Origin of the sequence: Pedococcus badiiscoriae (assembly GCF_013408925.1) — a bacterium.
Lineage (GTDB): Bacteria > Actinomycetota > Actinomycetes > Actinomycetales > Dermatophilaceae > Pedococcus > Pedococcus badiiscoriae.
The window spans coordinates 2,061,934-2,077,246 of sequence record NZ_JACCAB010000001.1; the positions used below are offsets into that span (position 1 = coordinate 2,061,934).

At 70.2% G+C, this 15,313-nt stretch carries 18 protein-coding genes; 9 read left to right on the forward strand and 9 right to left on the reverse strand.

The window, feature by feature from the left end; all coding sequences use genetic code 11:
• Nucleotides 1-28: 28 nt before the first annotated feature.
• Together BJ986_RS09880 and BJ986_RS16395 are read right to left on the reverse strand one after the other, a co-directional pair.
• The gene (locus BJ986_RS09880) at nucleotides 29-517 is read right to left on the reverse strand and encodes a hypothetical protein (protein WP_179421827.1); all 489 of its coding nucleotides are present in this window, start codon (nucleotides 515-517) and stop codon (nucleotides 29-31) included.
• A 139-nt stretch (nucleotides 518-656) separates the two neighbouring features.
• Complete coding sequence (locus tag BJ986_RS16395) at nucleotides 657-1,031, reverse strand: DivIVA domain-containing protein (protein WP_179423719.1); 375 nt, start codon at nucleotides 1,029-1,031, stop codon at nucleotides 657-659.
• A 330-nt stretch (nucleotides 1,032-1,361) separates the two neighbouring features.
• On the opposite strand from BJ986_RS16395, the gene BJ986_RS09890 reads away from it, so the two are divergent.
• The 4 genes from BJ986_RS09890 to BJ986_RS09905 all read left to right on the forward strand — a co-directional run bounded on the left by BJ986_RS09890 (nucleotide 1,362) and on the right by BJ986_RS09905 (nucleotide 4,541).
• Complete coding sequence (locus tag BJ986_RS09890; RefSeq protein WP_179421828.1) at nucleotides 1,362-2,003, forward strand: NUDIX domain-containing protein; 642 nt, start codon at nucleotides 1,362-1,364, stop codon at nucleotides 2,001-2,003.
• A 98-nt stretch (nucleotides 2,004-2,101) separates the two neighbouring features.
• Nucleotides 2,102-3,049, forward strand: a complete 948-nt coding sequence (locus tag BJ986_RS09895) for a phosphotransferase (protein WP_202881224.1) — start codon at nucleotides 2,102-2,104, stop codon at nucleotides 3,047-3,049.
• Nucleotides 3,050-3,115: 66 nt separating this feature from the next.
• Nucleotides 3,116-3,553, forward strand: a complete 438-nt coding sequence (locus BJ986_RS09900; protein WP_179421829.1) for a VOC family protein — start codon at nucleotides 3,116-3,118, stop codon at nucleotides 3,551-3,553.
• 37 nt (nucleotides 3,554-3,590) lie between these two features.
• Complete coding sequence (locus BJ986_RS09905) at nucleotides 3,591-4,541, forward strand: proline iminopeptidase-family hydrolase (RefSeq protein ID WP_202881225.1); 951 nt, start codon at nucleotides 3,591-3,593, stop codon at nucleotides 4,539-4,541.
• A 42-nt stretch (nucleotides 4,542-4,583) separates the two neighbouring features.
• Here BJ986_RS09905 and BJ986_RS09910 read toward each other — a convergent pair whose 3' ends face one another.
• Nucleotides 4,584-5,153: a dihydrofolate reductase family protein gene (locus tag BJ986_RS09910; protein ID WP_179421830.1), complete on the reverse strand. Its 570-nt coding sequence runs from the start codon at nucleotides 5,151-5,153 to the stop codon at nucleotides 4,584-4,586.
• A 184-nt stretch (nucleotides 5,154-5,337) separates the two neighbouring features.
• Here BJ986_RS09910 and BJ986_RS09915 point away from each other — a divergent pair, with 184 nt between their 5' ends.
• Nucleotides 5,338-5,961 carry an antibiotic biosynthesis monooxygenase gene (locus BJ986_RS09915; protein WP_179421831.1) on the forward strand — a complete coding sequence of 208 codons (624 nt, stop codon included), beginning with the start codon at nucleotides 5,338-5,340 and terminating at the stop codon, nucleotides 5,959-5,961.
• Nucleotides 5,962-6,056: 95 nt separating this feature from the next.
• On the opposite strand, the gene BJ986_RS09920 is transcribed toward BJ986_RS09915, so the two are convergent.
• The gene (locus tag BJ986_RS09920) at nucleotides 6,057-6,284 is read right to left on the reverse strand and encodes a hypothetical protein (protein WP_179421832.1); all 228 of its coding nucleotides are present in this window, start codon (nucleotides 6,282-6,284) and stop codon (nucleotides 6,057-6,059) included.
• 530 nt (nucleotides 6,285-6,814) lie between these two features.
• On the opposite strand from BJ986_RS09920, the gene BJ986_RS09925 reads away from it, so the two are divergent.
• The gene (locus tag BJ986_RS09925) at nucleotides 6,815-8,176 is read left to right on the forward strand and encodes a Mur ligase family protein (protein WP_179421833.1); all 1,362 of its coding nucleotides are present in this window, start codon (nucleotides 6,815-6,817) and stop codon (nucleotides 8,174-8,176) included.
• Nucleotides 8,173-8,991 carry a type 1 glutamine amidotransferase gene (locus BJ986_RS09930; RefSeq protein WP_179421834.1) on the forward strand — a complete coding sequence of 273 codons (819 nt, stop codon included), beginning with the start codon at nucleotides 8,173-8,175 and terminating at the stop codon, nucleotides 8,989-8,991. The genes BJ986_RS09925 and BJ986_RS09930 overlap by 4 nt, the downstream gene beginning before the upstream one ends.
• A gap of 22 nt (nucleotides 8,992-9,013) precedes the next feature.
• Here the strand turns inward: BJ986_RS09930 and BJ986_RS09935 are convergent, their stop codons facing one another.
• From BJ986_RS09935 to BJ986_RS09945, 3 genes are read right to left on the reverse strand one after another with little or no spacing between them, the layout of a single operon-like run.
• The gene (locus BJ986_RS09935) at nucleotides 9,014-9,445 is read right to left on the reverse strand and encodes a hypothetical protein (protein ID WP_337795107.1); all 432 of its coding nucleotides are present in this window, start codon (nucleotides 9,443-9,445) and stop codon (nucleotides 9,014-9,016) included.
• Nucleotides 9,438-10,562, reverse strand: a complete 1,125-nt coding sequence (locus BJ986_RS09940; protein ID WP_337795108.1) for a lysylphosphatidylglycerol synthase transmembrane domain-containing protein — start codon at nucleotides 10,560-10,562, stop codon at nucleotides 9,438-9,440. Before BJ986_RS09940 ends, BJ986_RS09935 begins: the two co-directional genes overlap by 8 nt.
• Nucleotides 10,559-11,404, reverse strand: a complete 846-nt coding sequence (locus BJ986_RS09945) for a PIG-L deacetylase family protein (protein ID WP_179421835.1) — start codon at nucleotides 11,402-11,404, stop codon at nucleotides 10,559-10,561. Before BJ986_RS09945 ends, BJ986_RS09940 begins: the two co-directional genes overlap by 4 nt.
• Before the next feature lie 35 nt (nucleotides 11,405-11,439).
• Between BJ986_RS09945 and BJ986_RS09950 the strand changes: the two genes are divergently transcribed.
• Both BJ986_RS09950 and BJ986_RS16780 read left to right on the forward strand, forming a co-directional pair.
• On the forward strand, nucleotides 11,440-12,615 hold the full coding sequence (locus tag BJ986_RS09950; RefSeq protein ID WP_179421836.1) for a glycosyltransferase: 1,176 nt from the start codon (nucleotides 11,440-11,442) through the stop codon (nucleotides 12,613-12,615).
• Entirely contained in the window at nucleotides 12,612-13,340 is a 729-nt protein-coding gene (locus BJ986_RS16780) for an NUDIX hydrolase (RefSeq protein ID WP_337795109.1), read from the forward strand. Before BJ986_RS09950 ends, BJ986_RS16780 begins: the two co-directional genes overlap by 4 nt.
• Before the next feature lie 24 nt (nucleotides 13,341-13,364).
• Here the strand turns inward: BJ986_RS16780 and BJ986_RS09960 are convergent, their stop codons facing one another.
• A complete protein-coding gene (locus BJ986_RS09960) occupies nucleotides 13,365-13,745 on the reverse strand; it encodes a tetraspanin family protein (protein ID WP_179421837.1) in 381 nt (126 codons plus the stop codon).
• 5 nt (nucleotides 13,746-13,750) lie between these two features.
• Nucleotides 13,751-15,202 (reverse strand): PspC domain-containing protein, encoded by a 1,452-nt coding sequence (locus tag BJ986_RS09965; RefSeq protein ID WP_179421838.1) that lies wholly within the window; start codon nucleotides 15,200-15,202, stop codon nucleotides 13,751-13,753.
• Between the last annotated feature and the right edge of the window lie 111 nt (nucleotides 15,203-15,313).

Here is a 15,313-nt window from a genome sequence, read left to right on the forward strand (position 1 = left end):
GGGGCCTCTCCTGTGGCGGCGGCCGGGGTCAGCCGGCGTTCGGGGTTCCGGGGTTCGCCGGCCGGGCGGGCATGTTCTTGGTCTCGTCACCGGTGTGCAGCTTGTCGATCTGCTTGGCGTTGGCCCTGTCGACGCTGAACGTGACCTTGTCGCCGACCACGAGGGCGGACACTGCGGCCTCGCCGTTCTTGTCGATGTCGCTGGCGCTGGTCACTGAGTACGTGGTCGTGGCAGTGGCGGTCTTGATGGTGACGCTGGAGGCGCCGACCGCGGTCACCGTTCCACTGAGGCCCAGCGCCCTGCCGCCACCGCCGCCGTGCACCTCGTTGGCCTCGGGGACGCCGTCGGCACCGTTGTCCCCCGGGTGCGGGTCGGCAGCGGCGGTGCTCGAGGTCGTGCCAGACGCGCTCGGCGACACGGTGGCGGCCTGGGCGCCGAGGGTGGTTGCCAGCACCGCGCCGGCGACCAGCCCCGCGCCGACGTAGCTGATCTTGGCGAGTCGTGAGTTGAGCTTCATGTCAGTTTCTCCTGAGGTCGAAGGAAACCGGGCGTTGCTGCCTGGTATGCCTCGACTCTCGGGCCGCTTCCTTCGTCGGGACTGTCGTAGACCTACGCGGACGCTGTGAAGGCGTCCCGGTGCTGAGACAGAACCGATTTCAGGGCCTTGGGTCTCCACGCAGCCAGCGAAGGGCCCGCTGACCGAACCCTTCCGGCTCTGGACCGACCATCGATGCCAACGTCTGCGGATCGGGTCGACCGCCCTGCTCGTAGAAGTGCAAGGTCTCGCTCACCTGGTCGAGGAAGTCGTCGACTTCCATCTGGTCGTACCCGCGACGGAACTTCGTTGACGTGAACCTGTGACCTGCGATCGGCGAGGCCGGCGCCTGTGGCCCCGGTCGACCGCCCTGCTCGTAGTACCGCAGGACCCCCACGACCTTGTCCAGCAAGTCGTCGACCTCGCGCTCGTCATACCCGCCCTGGAATTGCCTAGGTGTGAGCGTCTTCTTCATGACGTCCTTCGAGGTGAGCATTCGACCATCATGCGTTCCCGCCAAGGGTCTGGCTGGGAAGTTGGCGACGACCCACCGTTCCTTGTGCCCACAAGTCGGCCCGAGGACTCCCCGCTTCCCAGCATGGTGGCGAGCCCGCCAGCGGGATGCCCAGGCCCCTGATATCGGGGCGACGCCTGCGCGGCCGAGTCCTACTCTCTAGGCATAAAGGTCGCACGGTCTTTGGCACCCATGGTGCTCTGTAACGGTTAGGCGGTCGGGTCCCAGTCGACCAAGCCGTCCAGGATGCGCGCGTCGCCTTCGATCTCCTGGTAGCGACGGCCATTCCGGTGGACGGTGATTTGGTGTCTCATGCGCTCACTCTCACTGTGGCGACAGGTCCGAGCCGGGTGCCAACTCACTGCACGAAGTCGGCGTGGCAACCAGGCGGGTCTTGTCCAAGGCGGACCTGGACGCGGCCTCCGAGCTGTGAGTACTTCATCCTCTCAGCCACCCAGATTGAGACATGCCGTACGGGCGATCATCCTGGCCGATGCCGACCGAGTTCTGTTGTGTCGCTTCAGTTTCCCGCACCCAGCTGTTCCGGCGGCCGCGACGGTCGTGTGGGCGGCCCCAGGCGGCGGCGTCGAGTCCGGTGAGCTCCCGCTCGCGGCACTGCGCAGGGAGCTGCACGAGGAAACGGGGCTCGTCATCGACGTCGACCCGCCCCACGTTTGGCACCAGGAGGTCGTCGGTCCCGGCCTGGCGGACGGTTACGCCGGGCTTGTCAACGACTACTACCTCGTGCGCGCCAGGCACTTCGACCCCCGTGGCTCGCTGTCAGAGGACGACCTCGTCGCTGAGCACATCAGCGGGATGCGATGGTGGCAGCACGCTGACATCGCCGCATACGAGGGAACCGACCTGTTCTCACCCCGGGACCTCGCCACACCCCTCGGGTTGCTGATCGCGGGTGACATCCCCGACGCGCCGGTGACGATCCTCGGCCCGTGATCCCTTGGGCACGCATACCTCCGGTTCTGCGCGATCCGAGCAGCTTCGGAGCGAAACTCCGTCGACAACCGCTCGTCCGTGCTGATGGACTCGGCCGCGTGACTGACGCGCTGCACGAGGACGAACTGCGGATCGACGCCAGTCTCGTTCGGGCCCTCGTTGACCGCGCCCTCCCGGAATACGCGTCACTACCCCTGAGTCGTTTGAGTGCTTCGGGTTCAAGCAACGCGCTCTTCCGGCTCGGCGACGAGCTCCTCGTCCGCCTTCCCCGACAGCCGGGGGGAGCCGCGACCATTGACAAGGAAGCGCATTGGCTGCCCCGGATGGGGCCGCTGCTCCCGGTCAGCGTGCCCGAGGTCCTCGCTGTCGGGAAGCCGGATCTCGGCTATCCCGAACGGTGGTCGGTGGTGCGCTGGCTCGATGGCGAGGTCCCCACGGGCGCAGATCCCGCGTCGCGCACCGGCCCGACGCGCACGGGCCTGGCGCGTGACCTCGCTGCCGTGGTCACCGCCCTGCGCGACATCCCGGTGCCTCACAGCGCGCTGGGTGACCCGCAGCTTCGGTGGTATCGCGGCGCCCCACTGGAGTCGATGGCTGACTCAACGCGTCGCGTCCTTGGTGAATGTCGCGGCATCCCGGATCTGGACCTGGACCTGGAAGCCGCGCTGCGGGTATGGGAACACGCCATGGCCCTTCCCACAGAAGGTGGAGGGTCGCAGCCGCGCTGGTTCCACGGGGACCTGGTGGCCGAGAACCTTCTGGTGCGCGGTGAGCGCCTCGCCGCAGTGCTGGACTTCGGTGGACTGGCCGTCGGCGATCCGACAGTCGATCTGATCGTTGCGTGGGACGTGCTCGACCCTGCGGCCCGCGATGTGTTCCGTCGCGCCGTCGGGGTCGACGACACGTCCTGGCTGCGAGGCAGGGCATGGGCGCTTTCGTTGGCCCTCGGGACCTTTCCGTACTACTGGAACACCATGCCCGACCGGTGCGCCAGCAGGCTTGCCGTCGCGCGGTCCGTGCTCGCCGACGCCGCGTCAACTCCATGACCAATGGCGCGTGCTCCGTTGGTTACGTCTCGGAACCGTTGCGCCTGACTCGGTAGCGTGCAGCGCATGCCAATCAAACTCGAGAACGTCGGGATCGCCGTCCGCGACCTGGAGGCGACGATCGCCTTCTTCACCGATCTGGGGCTCATCCTGGTTGGACGTGACACGGTCAGCGGAGAGTGGACCGACACCGCCGTGGGTCTTGACGGCAACCACGCCAACATCGCCATGCTCCAGACCCCCGACGCAAACGGTCGCCTCGAGCTCTTCGAGTACATCCACCCCGACGCGATCGAGACACAGCCAACCCGGCCCAACGAGATCGGCATGCACAGGGTGGCCTTCTCAGTCGACGACATCGACGAGGCCCTGGCAATCGCAGCCAGGCACGGCTGCCAGCCGCTTCGCGGGGTGGCCAACTACGAGGACGTGTACAGGCTCACCTACCTCCGCGGTCCGAGCGGAATCATCGTGATGCTCGCCCAGGACCTGACGAAGAACTGACAGCGGTCGGACGCCTGAGGTGTGGGAGAGTAAGGGCGTGGGGGGATACCTCGACTACACCGGGCTCGCGGACCGCATCGCAGGTGGCGTGCGGATGATTCCCATCTCGACTGCCGCGGGTGACTTCCGGGTGTGGACCAAGCGGGTCGGCAACAATCCGCGCATCAAGGTGCTGCTCTTGCACGGCGGCCCGGCCGCGACCCACGAGTATCTCGAGTCGTTCGATGGCTGGATGCCACAGGCGGGCGTGCAGTACTTCTACTACGACCAGCTGGGCTCGCACTACAGCGACCAGCCGGACGACCCCTCGTTGTGGGAGGTGGATCGCTTCGTCGAGGAGGTCGAGCAGGTCCGGATCGCCCTCGAGCTGGGCCCGGAGGACTTCTTCCTCTACGGCCATTCGTGGGGCGGGTTGTTGGCAATCGAGTACGCGTTGGCCCACCAGGAGCAGCTCAAGGGTCTGGTCATCTCCAACATGATGGCCAGCGCTCCTGCATACAACGCGTACGCCGAGAGCTCGTTGATGCCGGCCATGGACCAGGACGCCTTGGCACAGATCAAGCGTCTTGAGTCGACTGGCCAGACCCAAGACCCTGCCTACGAGGCCCTCCTGATGGAGCACTTCTACGTCCACCACATCTGCCGGTTGCCGCTCGAGGAGTGGCCCGAACCGCTCGTGCGATCGTTCGCCCACCTCAACCAACCGGTGTACACGCTGATGCAGGGACCGAGCGAGCTCGGGGCCAGCGGGAAGCTCGCCGACTGGGACCGCACGGCCGAGCTGTCCGAGATCACGGTGCCGACCCTGGTGATCGGCGCCGAGCACGACACCATGGATCCCCATCACCTCGAATGGATGGCCTCCCAGTTCGTCAACGGGACCTACCACCACTGCCCCAACGGCAGTCACATGTGCCTTGTGGACGACGCGGACACTTACTTCGCGGGACTCACCGCGTTCCTCCACCGCGTCGATGCGCAGGTTTGAGAAGTAGTCGAGGCAGCGGCCGACGTGTCAGGGCACGTCACGTCAAGCCGTTGCTCCGGTGGGCCGGTATCGCACGGCGACCGCCCCCGAGCGGAACTCATGGCGATCCACGAGCTCGAGCTGGATGCGCTCGCTCAGACCGGCGAGCAACGTCGGCCCGTGACCGGCAAGGACCGGCTGCACCACGAACGCGTACTCGTCGATCAGTCCCAGATCTGCCAACGCCAGGGGGAGCGTCACGCCACCCACGAACAGGCCCTCGCCCGGCTCCTGCTTGAGCCGCTGCACCGCTTGCCCCACGTCGCCCCGCACCAGCTCGGCATTCCAGTCGACGCCGCTCAGCGTGCTCGACACGACGTACTTCTTCGTTCGGTCGATGGCCTCGGCGAACGGGATCTCCGCCTCACCCATCCAGTCGGGCCACGTGCCCGTGGCCGGTCGCCGCCACGCCGACTCCATCATCTCGTAGGTCACCCGCCCGAACAGGAGGGCATCGGCGCGTTCCATCTCAGCGGTCCAGTAGCGCATCGACTCTTCGTCAGGGGGGAGTCCTGCCTCGTGATGGCAGCAGCCGTCGAGCGTGACGTTGATCGAGTAGCGAAGTGGTCTCATCTGTTGCCCTCCTGAGCTGCGCCCCGCGCGCCTTCTCCCGACCGTACTCAGGCCGCCCTCGAGGTGTCCCCGTAATCGCGCTGCGGATGCCCTGATTGTCCCTTGCCAGACCCGCCCGAGAGGGGAAGGGTTGTGCGGTGACGGCAGCGCCGTCGGGGCGCTGCCCCGATCAAAGGAGCACGTCGTGTATGCACGCACCACCACGATTCAGGCGGACCGCTCCAAGGTCGAGGACGGGATCAGCCGCGTCCGGGACCAGGTCTTCCCCGCCGTGACGGCCATCGACGGCTGTGCCGGGATGTCGCTGCTTGTCGACCGCGAGTCGGGCCGCTGCATCGCGACGACCGCCTGGGAGTCAGAGGCCGCCATGCGAGCCAGCACTGACCAGGTGAAGCCCCTGCGAGACGACGCTGAGCAGAGCTTCGGAGCGAACTCCAGCGAGGTCGCGACCTGGGAGGTCGCCGTGATGCACCGCGACCACGCCAGTCCTGAGGGCGCGTGTGCTCGCGTCACCTGGCTGCGCGGGGACGAGGGACTGGCAGACCGGGCTGCTGACGTCTACCGGTCGGTCGTCCTTCCCACGGTGCAGGAGTGGGACGGGTTCTGCAGCGCGAACCTGATGATCAGCCGGGAGACCGGTCGCATCGTAGGCACGGTCACCTTCGAGACCTCGGCCCAGCTCGAGGCCACGCGTGAGGCGGCCAAGGACCTGCGCCAGCGCGCCAGCGAACGGCTCGGCGCGACGGTCGACGACGTGGCGGAGATGGAGGTGGCACTCGCCCACCTGCACGTGCCCGAGCTGGTCTGACCTCTTCGGGTCAGGGCGCGAACGTGCGCCGTCGGTGTCAACGACGCGGTTGACTCGGCGGCGCACTCACGTGACGGCGCAGACCCCGAGTGCGGCTAGAGCGACTGCGAGACGGAGACCTCCACCATGCCCGAGGAGACCTGCATGTCGGGGGCCGTGTCGGTGGAGACCTCCTCGTACCCGGTAGCGGTCGTGCTGAGGTGAAGGTCCTGCGGTTTCACCGTCAGCACGAGGGCGATCTGGGCTGTCGACCTGGCCCGGGACGTGGACCCACCACCGAGCAGATGACCTGCACCGTGGCCGGCACATTGCCCGGTAGCCACGCGGTGTCACCCTCCACCCTGCACCACAACCTCGGGACCGCTGAGAGGTCAGCGGGGCGATAGCCGGCGGCGGTGAGCGCAGCGCCTGCCTTGAACATCCGCGACCGGATCGTCGTGGGCACTGCCAGCGGGCCATACGCCACTCCCGTGGGTTGCTGGTCCCCGATGTACGTGCCCTCACGACGAACGCCTTGGGGCTCGTGCCCGGTGAACGCCTGATAGACCCGCGTGGCGTCGCGCTGCGCAACCTCGAATGGGTCGACCTGAGCCCAGGCGAGCCGGCTGAGCGCGACACACGTGACCAGGACGCCAACCACGAGCAGCACTCGCCGAACGCGGCGCGCGAGCGGCGAGGCCTGGGCTGGGATCACCTGAGCAGTATCAACGCCTGCGGGCTCCCTCGAGCTCCTTTAAGGCGTTGTGCCTTCCCCGTGGGGCCCCTCTGCACCTGCCGGCAGGTCGCCACAGGGGGGACCGCCGGTGCAACCCTGCGGCCGGTCACTTACCGGGCACGCACTAGGGTTTGGGGGATGCTGAGGACGACGGCGGCGGTAGTCGCGGGCAAGGCTGCGAGGGTCGCTTCGCGGCTTCGTGGCGGGGGCTCCGCGCTCCCCGGCCTGGTGGCCGAACGCATCGACCCGGGTTTCCTGGCCCATGCGCTGGCTGACGTGCCGGACGGGATCGTCGTCGTCACCGGCACCAACGGCAAGACGACGACCACGAAGATGCTGGTCGCGGTGCTGCGCGCCCACGGACGCACCGTCTTCAGCAACCCCACCGGCTCCAACTTCACCCGCGGGGTGATCTCCTCGATGCTGGGTGAGCTGCCCCTGCGCGGCCGGCTCGACGCCGACCTGGCGGTGCTCGAGCTCGACGAGGCCCACGCCTTGAAGTTCGCCGCCGCAGTCCGTCCGACCCACGCCCTGCTGCTCAACGTCGCCCGCGACCAGCTCGACCGGTTCGCCGAGATCGACCACACCGCGCAGCTGCTCGCCTCGCTGGCCGAGCAGACGACGACCGGGGTGGTGCTCAACCTCGACGACTCGTTCGTCTCGCGGATCCGGGACAGGGTCGCCGACGGGGTGACCGTCCGCTACTTCGGAGTGGACAAGTCGATCGCGGACCGGCTGCCCGAGCTCCAGGAGCAGGACGTCCGGTTCGAGGACGACTTCGTGCCACCCGTCGCGGGTCCGCAGGACGGGCTGCTGAAGCCGAGCGACGAGCGGACCTTCGAGGTCGTGTTCGGCTCTGACACAGCAGGCTCGGACACATCAGGCTCGGACACAGCGGGCTCAAACACAGAAGGCAACGGCACGGTCGGTCCGCTCGAGCTCCAGCAGCGCGGACTGGCCGCGATGATCAACGCCACGGCTGCCACGGCCACGGCCCGGATGCTGCTCGGCGACGCGTTCGACCCGGCAGCTGCCGCGGAGGCCCTCCGCGCGGTGACGCCACCGTTCGGCCGCGGCGAGGTGGTCATGGTCGACGGCCAGCCGCTCGAGCTCGTCCTCGTGAAGAACCCCGCGGGCTTCACGGTGGCACTGGGTACGTACGGCTCGACCCCGGTCGCGACGATGATCGCGATCAACGACAACTACGCGGACGGTCGCGACGTCTCCTGGCTCTACGACGTGAGCTTCGAGAGCCTGCGGGCCCGCGGCGTCACGATCACCAGCGGCGTCCGGGGCTACGACATGGCGCTGCGGCTCCAGTACGACGACGTCGCCGTCGCGGCGGTCGAGACCGACCTCGACGCGGCGCTCGACTCGTTCCTCGCCCAGCATCCGCAGGAGCCGAAGCGGATCTTCTGCACCTACACCGCGATGATGGCGCTGCGCCGCACCCTGGCCGCGCGCTACGACCTGCCCGACATCGGCGAGGAGGCGTCATGAGCACCGCGAGCCAGCCGCACGGCATACCCGATGTCTCCATCCCGGGGGAGCCGGAGGGTTCGGCGCGGGTGCCCGATGCGGACCGCGCCGGCAAGGGCGTCATCCACGTGGTGCACCTCTACCCGCGTGAGATGAGCATCTACGGCGACCTCGGCAACACGAGGACCCTCGCGGCCCGCATCCGGCGCCACGGATACAGCCCGGTCGTGCACCAGCACCACCCCGGTGGCGAGTTCCCGGAGACTGCCCACCTCATCGTCGGCGGCGGCGGCCAGGACTCGGGACAGGTGCGGGTCGAGGCGGACCTCGAGCAGATCGGCGACCGGCTGCATGCGCTGGCGGACGCTGGCACGCCGATGCTGATGATCTGCGGGATGTACCAGCTGCTCGGGAACGCGTTCATCACCGTGGACGGCAAGCGGTTGCCAGGGCTGGGGATCCTCGACGTCACCACCCAGGGCAACGCCAAGCGGATGATCGGGCCCGTCGTCCTCACGACCGAGTTCGGTGACGTCGTGGGCTACGAGAACCACTCCGGCTCGACCACTCTCGGTGCGGGGCAGGCGCCGTTCGGGACCGTGCGGTCCGGGTTCGGCAACAACGGCACCGATGGCACCGAGGGTGCGCGCACGGGCAACGTCTTCGGCTCCTACCTGCACGGGCCGATCCTGCCGGCCAACCCTGTCTTCGCCGACGCGCTGATCGGCCTCGCCGCCGAGCACGCCACGGGTCGTCCGTTCGAACCGGAGCCCCAGGACGACGCCATCGCCGACGAGGCACGCACCCGCCAGGTCCGGCGGCTCGTCAGGCGCTGAGCCCGGCCGCGCGACGAGACAGTCAGTCCTCGCCCGGCGGCCACTGCAGTCGCAGGTCCAGCAGGGCGTCCAGGGCGATCGACTCCCCGTCCCGGGCACCGGCTCCGACCTGCAGCGGGGGAGGCGTGGGCTCGATCGGCACCACCCGCCAGCGTCCGAAGCGGTGCGGGGCGACGACGAGCACGTAGTACCCGCCGTCGATGCCGACGCCGATCGAGCGGTCCCGTCGCAGGTACCAGCCGAGCACGCCGGTGCGGTAGCGACCGCCACCGGACCAGGGGCGCGCAGTCAGCTCCTCGGTGGGCAGCCCGGCCTCGCGCGCCCGGACCACGAACCGGTCCACCAGCACCTGCGCCTTGGCCGACTCGCGCTCGCGGCGCAGCCGGTCCGCCTCGACGTGGTAGTCGGCCTTCTCGGCGCGTTCGGCTCGCCGCCGCGCGGCCTCGTCATCCACCGGCGCCGAGTCCGGTCGCGTGCCTGCCGTGCCCAGCCTCCGTGCCGTCCGCGGCCACGTCGTCGACGTGGGGGCTCTTCGGGCTGAGTGTCCAGGCCGCCCAGCCGATGGCTCCCAACGGGATCTCCATGAGATGAGTGAAGCACGAGAAGAGCACGACGCCGGCGAGCGCGTCGGCCGGCTGTGCGCCCCAGGCCACCAGGGCCGCGACCGTGCCGCTCTCGGTGAACCCCAGGCCGCCGGGCGTCAGTCCGACGGCCGTGAGCAGCCGTCCGATGGCATAGGCGGCGAAGAGCTCTCCGTAGTAGAGGTGGACGTTCGTCGTGTGCATGCAGATCAGGAACAGCACGTAGTAGACGCCGAAGAACCCGGCGAGGCCCAACGTCATGCGGAGCCAGCCCGTGCGGACCACGCCGTTGATCCGGTGGCGCAGGTCGATGACGAGCGACTGGACACTCATGGTGCGGCGGCGCCACAACCGCCCGATCACCCGGTCGACGGCATTGCCGATCGCGACGGCGGCCCGCTCGGACACGAGGATCGAGATGAAAACCGCCAGGATCACCCCGCCGGTCAGGGCACCAGCCACCGCCGCCTCACCGAGAGCCTGCGGCACGTTGGAGTTGCGGCCCGCCACGAGCCCGAAGATCGCGATGAGGGGCAGCGCCACGCGGGACAGGACGTTCCAGACACCAGTGACGATGGCGGACGTCGAGATGTCGCGCCGCGAGAAGCCCCAGGACCGGCAGATCGTGTAGGTCGCGGCCAGGCCCGCCGCCCCGCCGCCCGGCAGCAGGTTGCCCACCGAGGAGCCCGCCACGTTGACGATGAGCGCCTGCCAGTGCTTCAGCCCCGGCAGCGAACCAGTAAGGGTGAACGTGTAGCAGTAGAGCCCGACGACGACGCCGCCCAGCAGGACCAGGACCGTGCTCAGCGGCACCTGCGACAGGACGACCCACACGCTCGACCAGTTCGTCTTGGCCAGCCGGGGCAGGACGTAGACCACCAGTACCGCGGCGAGCCCCAGCCCGACGGCTGCCTGCACGGCGGTCCGCACCCGTGACCGCCCTCGGCGGCCGTCCGTGGCGCCTCCTGGGCCCGCCGTCTGGCTCGTCACGGCAGCCCCTCGAAGATGTCGTGCGAGACGGGCAGCCCGGCGGGACGTGCCGGGTCGATGAACCACTCGCGCCCGAAGACCAGGTCGTAGAGCGGCCGGGGGATGCGCAGGAACGCGGCCAGGGTGCGGTCCGCCCCGTCCTGCGCGCTGGACTGGGAGGCGTGGGCGCGCATCGAAGCCCGCTTCGCCGCGGCATACCGGCGCACGTCGATGCGGTGCGTGATCGCGGACCGTGGGCTGAACGCGCGGCAGAAGGCCGCCAGGTCGAAGTCGGGCGGGAAGTGGTAGATCCGGGCCGCCAGGCGGGCGGCGCGCGCGATCGTGTCCCGCGGGACCGTCGCCTCGAGCACCCGAGGGGTTCCCGCGAGGTATGCCGCCCGCCGACCGACCTCGTGCACTCGCACGTGGTCGCGGTGTCCGTAGCCGCCGTTGCGGTCGTAGGTGGTGAGCACCGAGGCGTCCTCCTCGCGCAGCACCTCGGCCAGGCGGGAAGCAGCCTCCTCCAGCGGAGCCTGGATGAACCGGGTGCGATCGGGAGGGTCGGGCAGCAGCTCGGGTCCCATGCCGCTGTCGGCGTAGCCGAGGTAGACGACGCGTGCGACCCCCAGCGCGGACGCCGACCGGCGCAGCTCCTCCAGGCGTCGCGCAGCCAGCCCGCCGTCGGCCGCGAAGGCGTCCGACGCCAGCCCCAGGGCGCCGTCGGTCGCCACCACCACGACGACCCGGTGCCCCTCTGCCGCCGCACGCGCCAAGGTCCCCGAGGTCAGCAACGCCTCGTCATCGGGGTGGGCGTGGAAGGCCACCAAGGTGTGGCTCCCGGTGGTGGTGCGGGTGTGGGTCATCACGGGCCATCCTGACGCATGGCAGGCTCAGGTCCGTGAAGGTGGCCCTGCTGACTGACTGTTATCTGCCCCGGTTGGGCGGTATCGAGGTCCAGACGCACGACCTCGCCGCCCAGCTGCGGTCGCGCGGGCACGAGGTCGAGGTCTTCACTGCAACCGTCGGTGAGCGCGGCGAGCGGCAGGGTTTCGTCGAGGACGTCGACGGCGTGCCGGTGCACAGGATGGCGATCCGGCTGCCGTGGGAGCTGCCCGTCAACCCGTTCGCGCCACCGCAGGTGCGACAGCGGCTGCAGGCTGGCGGTTTCGACGTGGCCCACGTGCAGATGGGGGTCGTGAGCCCGTTCGCCACCGACATGGCCGGGGTCGCCCTGGGACTGGGTCTGCCCACCGCGATCACCTGGCACTGCCTGATGGAACGCTCGCGTCCGCTCTTCCGGGTCCTCGGCCACGCCCGTCGGTGGGGTGCCAGTGGAGCAGCCCTCTCCGCGGTCTCCGGGGTCGCGGCCGCGTCGGTCCAGCAGGTGGTGGGCGGCGCCAGCGAGGTGCGGGTGTTTCCCAACGGCATCGACGCCTCCCGGTGGAGTCCGCCGCCTGCCGCGCCTCCCGCCGGTGCCGGCGGCGCCGCCTCGCCGATCGATGCGCCGGGCGAGGCGCCGATCGAGGTGGTGGCGGCCATGCGCTTCGCGGCCCGCAAGCGCCCGATGGCAGTCCTCGAGGTCGCAGCCCGGGCCAGGGACCTCGTCGCCGCGTCGACCGGCTCCGGCCCCCGGATGCACCTCACGCTCTTCGGCGAGGGCCCCGAACGGGGTCGCCTCGAACGGTTCGCGACCCGGCACGACATGACGGACTGGGTCAGCATGCCGGGCCGGGTGGGGCGCGACCAGCTCCGCGAGCGGTACTGGGACAGCGACATCTACCTCACCCCGGCCCGCCTCGAGGCGTTCGGGATCGCCGCCCTCGAGGCCCGCACTGCCGGGCTGCCGGTCGTGGCCCGACGGGACACCGGGGTGGGCGACTTCGTCGTCGACGGGGTCAACGGACTGCTCGGCACCGATGACGCCGCCCTCGCCCGCGCGCTGGCCCGGCTGCTGACCGACCCAGAGCTGCGGGCCGGGATCACCGCCACCAACCGTTCTATGCCCCCCGAGCAGGACTGGCCCGCGGTCGCCGCCCTGGCCGAGGCCGAGTACCGCCGGGCCGGTGCCTCGTGACCCAGCCCCCCACGTCGGCGCAGGAGCCGCAGTTCGCCGGTGACCGCGTGGTCGTCCGGGCCGACGCCGTGGGTGGTCGCCGCGTCGCCGAGTTCGTCCTCGAGCACGGTGCCGACCCGGTCCGGGAGCTGGCTCGCCTCGGGTGGTCGCGTCCGCACCTGCGAGAGGCAGAGCGGGAGGCGGACGGCTCCCTGGTCTTCACCTACACCGTGACGGCCGCGTCCGCGGTGGCGAGCTTCGAGACCCCGGTGCCCACCGACCCGGGCCTGGTGCTCGAGCCGGGGGAGGAGCCGCGCCCCTACCAGCGCACCGCGGCATACGGTGTCGTCACGAGCGATCGCGGCATCCTGCTCACCGAGCTGTCCGCCCTCACCTCCGCCCCGGGGCGCTGGACGCTCCCGGGGGGCGGGCTCGACCCCGGCGAGACACCGGTCGACGCCCTGCACCGCGAGGTGTGGGAGGAGAGCGGCCAGGTCGTCGAGGCCGTCCGCCTGCTCGAGGCACACACGTCGCACTGGATCGGGCGGGCACCCAGCGGGCGCCTCGAGGACTTCCACGCCGTCCGGATCGTGTATGCCGCGTGGTGCCCGCAGCCGACCGACCCCGTCGTCCACGACGTGGGCGGCTCGACCGAGGCGGTGCGCTGGGTGCGGCGCGACGAGCTCGACCGGTACCACCTGAGCCGGTCCTTCGCACCGCACATGAAGCGCTGGCTGGTGCCCTGACGGACTCGGCTCGACGGGCTCGGCTCAGGAGGACCTGCGGCGCGAGCTCATCAGGCCCGCCAGCCCGAACAGCACGAGGATCGCGCCGACGACGACGATCCCGAGCGGGCCGATGTTGCCCCAGTCGACCCGCAGGTGCCCGAGCTCCTCCGCCAGCACGATGCCTGCAACCGCCAGGCAGACCAGCCCGAGCACGATGGCGGGGGCGTGTGGGCCGCTCGGACGCTCCGGGACGACGGGGGGCCACACCGGCTGGTCGGCGGTCGGGTGCTCGCTCGACTGCTCGGCGGTCACCGGGTCGGCGGTCACCGGGTCGGTCGTCACTGAGGCAGTCGCCTCGGTCGGTTCGGGGTGCACGGGCTGCTCCAACGGCGTTGTCTCGTCAGGGTGGTCGGGGGTGGTCATGGGTTTCACTCCTTGCCGATCAGGATCTGGCCGAGGCCGACGTGGGCGGTGACGACGACGTCGGGGCTGCCGACACCGAACGTCTCGACCGTGCTGATGTTGCGGCCGTCGCCCTTGCCGAGGGGGACGGTGGTTTCGCCGCTGGGCGTGGCACCGGTTCCGAGGTCAGGGGTGACGAGGCGGGAGATGTCTCCGGCGCCGACCGAGCTGCGGACCTGGACGGTGAGGTTCGACGGGATGTAGATCCTCAGCTCGCCGATCCCCACGCGGGCGTCGATCGCCCTCGCGGTGCCGGGGTTGTCCTGGGCGGCTGCGAGGTCGAGCACCGCCGAGCCGATCCCGAGTCGGTACTTGGCTGTGGTGTCGGTGGTCGAAGGACGCCAGGTGCGCTCGCCGATCCCCCCGCCAAAGGTGACGTCGGGCACCACGGATGCCATCCAGGTGACGAGGGCGATGACGATGGCCAGGAACCCGGTGAAGCCGGCCCGACGGCCGAGCAGACCGAGCACCAGGGTCCCGGCGCCGAGGACACCGAGCGCCGCGGCCAGGGCGACCGTCTCGTCGCTACCGGCCCAGCCGCCGGCCCGGTGCAGGGACAGGGTCGCGCCGTAGGCCGCGATGGCGAGGCCGCCCACGAGCAGCACCGAGACGAAGCCTCCGCTGCGGCGCCGGGGCACCTTGGGCGGGCGGGGCGGCCGCGGGGCCGCCGGGGTCGGGGGCGGGCCATAGGTGCCGCCGGGCGGGATGTCCGCGGGCGCCGGGGTGTAGCTGGTCGGCGACGCGGCATACTCCAGGGTCGGTGGGCCGAAGGTGGCGGCGCTGGTGGGGCCAGTGGACGTGGGGCCTGCGGGGGGTGCGTAAGGCGCGGATGGCGCGTAGGGCGCGGAGGCGTAGGGAGCCGGACCGTAGGGCGCGGAGGCGTACGGCGCCGGGCCGTAGGCGGTCTGCCGCCGTGGCTTGCCGTCGCGGTGGCGGGTCACCAGCCACACGACGAGGCCGACCGGGACCACGACCCACCAGACCCAGCCGAGTCCGGGGCTGTCGCCCGCGAGACCCGTGCCGCCGACGAGGGACAGCCCGATGATGACGAGCAGGATGATCCCGAGCACGTCACCGTCGCGCAGCGCCTTCTCGGCGATGATCTCGTCGCGGTTGTTGGGCAGGAAGGCCCACGCGATCAGGTAGACGGTGATGCCGACACCGCCCAGGATCACGAGCAGCACCAAGGCGGCCCGGATCACGATGGGGTCCACCCCGAGCCGGGTGGCGATGCCGGAACACACACCGGCGAGCCACTTGTCGTCGGCATCGCGGCGGAGGTCGATCGAGCGGATCCAGCCGAAGAACCGGTCGAGACCGCTGACGGTGCCGCCGTTCGTCGGACCGGCGTTCGTGGGACCGGCAGGGGTGGGACCGGCATTCGTCGGGCCGGTGGTCGGCCCAGGGATCTGCGTCATGTCAACCATGGTGTCCGGGCCTGCGGGGCGCTGCCATGAGGGTCGACCCTGAACGGACCCTGATGCAGGGTCCGCGCACCCTGAATCTGCTCGGGATCCACTGGTTCGTGC

Excerpts from the sequence above, each read along its gene's own strand:
- BJ986_RS09880 (WP_179421827.1), bottom strand. The coding sequence starts at position 517 with ATGAAGCTCAACTCACGACTCGCCAAGATCAGCTACGTCGGCGCGGGG.
- BJ986_RS16395 (WP_179423719.1), bottom strand. The coding sequence starts at position 1,031 with ATGCTCACCTCGAAGGACGTCATGAAGAAGACGCTCACACCTAGGCAA.
- BJ986_RS09890 (WP_179421828.1), top strand. The coding sequence starts at position 1,362 with ATGCGCTCACTCTCACTGTGGCGACAGGTCCGAGCCGGGTGCCAACTC.
- BJ986_RS09900 (WP_179421829.1), top strand. The coding sequence starts at position 3,116 with ATGCCAATCAAACTCGAGAACGTCGGGATCGCCGTCCGCGACCTGGAG.
- BJ986_RS09910 (WP_179421830.1), bottom strand. The coding sequence starts at position 5,153 with ATGAGACCACTTCGCTACTCGATCAACGTCACGCTCGACGGCTGCTGC.
- BJ986_RS09925 (WP_179421833.1), top strand. The coding sequence starts at position 6,815 with ATGCTGAGGACGACGGCGGCGGTAGTCGCGGGCAAGGCTGCGAGGGTC.
- BJ986_RS09930 (WP_179421834.1), top strand. The coding sequence starts at position 8,173 with ATGAGCACCGCGAGCCAGCCGCACGGCATACCCGATGTCTCCATCCCG.
- BJ986_RS09945 (WP_179421835.1), bottom strand. The coding sequence starts at position 11,404 with ATGACCCACACCCGCACCACCACCGGGAGCCACACCTTGGTGGCCTTC.
- BJ986_RS09960 (WP_179421837.1), bottom strand. The coding sequence starts at position 13,745 with ATGACCACCCCCGACCACCCTGACGAGACAACGCCGTTGGAGCAGCCC.
- BJ986_RS09965 (WP_179421838.1), bottom strand. The coding sequence starts at position 15,202 with ATGACGCAGATCCCTGGGCCGACCACCGGCCCGACGAATGCCGGTCCC.